Here is a 3,591-nt window from a genome sequence, read left to right as displayed (position 1 = left end):
CTAAGACCATTAGAAAGAGCTTCTCAGTTGTCTTAGAGCGTACGGTCAGAGAGCTAAACGGCGAGAGTTGTATTGATATTGAAGAAATAGCACCAGCAAAACAGCAAATTGTCTGTAGTCGTTCGTTTGGGTCTCGTATAACGACAATCAACGCTATGCGCGAAGCTGTTAGCGAATATGCGAGCCGTGCAGGGGAAAAGCTTAGAGGCCAGAAACGATGCGCGAAAGTTGTCAGTGTTTTTATCCGCTCAAGTCCCTTTAACCCTAATGATCTGTATTACAGTAACTCAGCATCTGCAACACTGGACATGCCAACAGACGACACTAGAGACATTGTACGAGTGGCTATGATGCTGCTTGATTTCATCTGGCGAGATGGAATCAGGTATGCAAAAGCAGGAATCATGTTAAGCGACTTTTTCGAGCCTGGAGTATTTCAACAGAGCTTGTTTTCTGAGTGTGGAAATGACTCTAAGAGCCAGGCTTTAATGGCTACAATCGATAAGATCAATCAAACAGGAAAAAATATTTTTTTGGCTAGTCAGGGAGTTAAGAAACCTTGGAGTATGCAGAGACACTACTTGTCCCCTGCTTATACTACCCAATGGGAAGACATACCGTCTGTAAGGTGACAAAAACCCAGGCATAAAACCTGGGTTAGAAAGGTTAGTCTTGCATGCCCCCCTAACCAATATCTTGATTAATCTCATCACCAACCAATGATAAGTACCGTTTAATCACTGGTACCCCTGAACCCGACTTTTTCCGTAACATAGTCTGACTAATCACTATTTGCGGATCTTCTTTGATCAATTCCTCTGTGACATCCAACAAGCGTTGTATAGATGCTGCTTTTGCATCTTCATGTTCTCTAAACTTATCAACTATCGACAGCCGCGTTTTCTTTAGCTCCTTGCGAGGTATTTCAACGACCTCATATTCAGTAAAATCAAGCTGCCATGCGGTATAGATAGTATGAGTAGAAATATTTTCATGTAAAAACATGTCTTGCAAAAACGCTGTTTCTGTTCCCTTATGCTCTTTTCGCCACGTATCATAGTGCATATGCTTAACACACTGGCCGTAGAGATTTCGAGAATCCTTAAACAACGCATCATTATCGCCAAAAACTAGCTTCGTAGTATCGTTCAATGTACGAGCACAGCGTTGATTAATCAATGCATTCCGTTCACCTTCAGGTAAATGCTTAAACGATTGTAAAGCTTTAATTTCTGGTAAACGACGTAAATGCCAAATCCCCTTCATCACAAGCTCGGCAGGTACAATTGTATACAATACGCCTTCTCCAACAGACATTCGCTTTTTAGCTGCACCTTTAAACTCAATTTGATATTGACTCTCACCATGCTTACTGAACTTTCCTTGATATAAAATTTCGATAGCACGGCGCCCCGTGGCAAGCGCTAAACCCAATGCCAAACGAGAATAACTATAAGTACCATTCTTAGTTTTTTCAGTTAGTAGTGATTCAATTGTCTTAAGTAACCACTGATAGTTAACGGTGATAGGGTTCCGATGCCTGTCTTGTACTAACTGGTTGTACTCTTTTTCAAGCTTCTTACATAAGTCTCCCATGCGTATAAACCGTAATACTTCATGTCCTAGCTGTAACTGTTGTAGTCGTTTATGCACTGGTTGACCGTTATACTTTTCTTGTAACTGCACTAACCCTTGAATCGCATGAGACATTGGTAGTTTTAATAATTTATTTAGCTCATCTTTCAGTTCAGGGTGATATTTATAAATTACTTCTAACTGCTGGTCTAAATTGTGGTGCCGTAAATTTGCATCATAAATCTCTTTACGTGTTTTTGAGATATATTTAACGATGGTTTTTTCAGACAAACCACTTTCATGTAACTGCTTCATAAACGCTTTTGCAAGCCGTTGTAATTTTTGGGTTTTTGCAGATCGCGTGATATCTTGTTTTTCAATTTCTGCTATTTTTTGGAATAGTAGCGTGATTCTTTCGTCAATTTTAAATGCCACTGTATCGCCCCCTATATCATGTATAGTGTGATACTAGCACTCTTTGAATACACCCTCAACCCCTATAACAAAATATTCACACACTTTGAATGCCAACACTTGCACAACAACAAGCAATAAACAATAAATAAGCAAAATGAGTATAAATTTTTACTTAAACAGTAACCAAAACGACAGTGATATTGTAAGTAGCACACTACAGCCAATAAAAATAAAAGGTGCTAATAACTCAATCTGGCTTTTATTGATCATGGTTACAACCTCACTTGGCTGTTCTGCTTTTTTCTCGTACGTATCAATGATAGCTTGAATAAGCCGATAACCAACAGCTTCACTTTTCACGATTAGCTTGATGGGGTCCGTTAGCTGTGATGCAGAATCATTTACCACACAGAACTGTTCATCAATCTTTTCCACGCGTAAATTTACCAGGGTTTCCATATCCAATGTGGTTGTTGCCACCACATCTACAGTGATATTTCCCATTTTTATGGGGCTGCGGTAAGTGATGTTGGCTTTTTTGTGATACGTACAAATCGGTGTAATTTTAAAATCCAAGTTCTCCGCCAGTAAAATATGTTGGCTACACGAATAGTGTTGGGCGCTGATCAGGTTATTTTGCATCATTATTTTATCCTTATTATTAGGCTCAAGATCCTGTGAAAGATTGCATTACACGATTAATCATACCATCTGTTATTTCTGTAAACGGGTCGCTTATGTAACTGGTTCCAGCTGTAATTATAAAATTGCTCACAATCAGCTGGCATGTTAGCTAGAATATAAGGGTCTCCATCACGATTCCTACGATTGCGACGGTTTAATCCAGTAGCATCACAATAATCTCGGATACCTACCGCATAGATAGACGCCACTGATTGTATGGTTGGGTTTGGACAAAGCTTTAAGAAATCAGTACGTTTTTGGAGTTGTTTCGCCCACTTTTTATCCGTTATAGCGTAGAAAGCTGCTAAATACGGGTTACATTGAGGTGGCGCAGCAGGCGATGCCAAACACAGCACAGCGCCACATGCCAGTACCGCTTCATCCGATAACGCATGGCTCATAGATACGCCCAGTACCAACCACAGACAGAATCCATAAGTGATTAATGGTTTCATCCTTGAGGCCTACTGTTGTGCTCTGCATTAAACGACAGAAGGACCTCGTCTAACGTACTTTGCTGGCTGTCTAATGCTACTACTTGCACGCCTTTAGCAGGTGCAAAGTCCCGCCCTGTTTCTGACCAAAATGCCAAAGTATGCAGTGTTTGTGCAGGGATACCATGGCCTTCCAAAAGGTACTTAACCGCTTTGGCGCGTTTTACGGCAAGGGTGGAAGTCCCAACATGGCTATGGCCATGAGAGTGGCCAATAATAAATACCTGTTTGCCTTTTAATGCAGGAAGCAAGGATTCCATGGTTTGCTTATAATTTGTCACTGCGACACTGTCATTCGCAAAATCAATAAAATACCGCGCCTGTTGCTTAACGGATGTTACCTTGGGCGCAGGCATTTCAATCTGCTCTACAGGGGCAGGCTCCTCAATAGGCGTGGTCGTAAACGTCGGGGTAGGGCGGG

The 3,591-nt window shown here is 41.1% G+C and carries 5 protein-coding genes; 1 reads left to right on the top strand and 4 read right to left on the bottom strand.

What is annotated here, in order from left to right; genetic code table 11:
- Positions 1-632, top strand: a 632-nt coding sequence (locus F607_RS0125540; RefSeq protein ID WP_027710285.1) for a DinB/UmuC family translesion DNA polymerase, incomplete at its 5' end; no start/stop codon positions are given.
- A 52-nt stretch (positions 633-684) separates the two neighbouring features.
- Here F607_RS0125540 and F607_RS0125535 read toward each other — a convergent pair.
- The 4 genes from F607_RS0125535 to F607_RS31885 all read right to left on the bottom strand — a co-directional run.
- Positions 685-2,010 (bottom strand): protelomerase family protein, encoded by a 1,326-nt coding sequence (locus F607_RS0125535; protein ID WP_027710284.1) that lies wholly within the window; start codon positions 2,008-2,010, stop codon positions 685-687.
- Between the two features lie 150 nt (positions 2,011-2,160).
- Entirely contained in the window at positions 2,161-2,637 is a 477-nt protein-coding gene (locus F607_RS0125530; protein WP_027710283.1) for a hypothetical protein, read from the bottom strand.
- A 53-nt stretch (positions 2,638-2,690) separates the two neighbouring features.
- A complete protein-coding gene (locus F607_RS0125525) occupies positions 2,691-3,131 on the bottom strand; it encodes a TrbM/KikA/MpfK family conjugal transfer protein (RefSeq protein ID WP_027710282.1) in 441 nt (146 codons plus the stop codon).
- Positions 3,128-3,591, bottom strand: a 464-nt coding sequence (locus tag F607_RS31885; protein WP_038292311.1) for an OmpA family protein, incomplete at its 5' end; no start/stop codon positions are given. The genes F607_RS31885 and F607_RS0125525, both read right to left, overlap by 4 nt.

The sequence above is a fragment of the Zooshikella ganghwensis DSM 15267 genome (genome assembly GCF_000428585.1).
Lineage (GTDB): Bacteria > Pseudomonadota > Gammaproteobacteria > Pseudomonadales > Zooshikellaceae > Zooshikella > Zooshikella ganghwensis.
Note: the sequence above shows the minus strand (reverse complement) of the source record. Positions and strands in the feature narration are given on the sequence as shown.

What these genes read in the sequence shown, in the direction of transcription:
- F607_RS0125525 (WP_027710282.1), bottom strand. Translation starts at nt 3,131, where the DNA reads ATGAAACCATTAATCACTTATGGATTCTGTCTGTGGTTGGTACTGGGC.
- F607_RS0125530 (WP_027710283.1), bottom strand. Translation starts at nt 2,637, where the DNA reads ATGATGCAAAATAACCTGATCAGCGCCCAACACTATTCGTGTAGCCAA.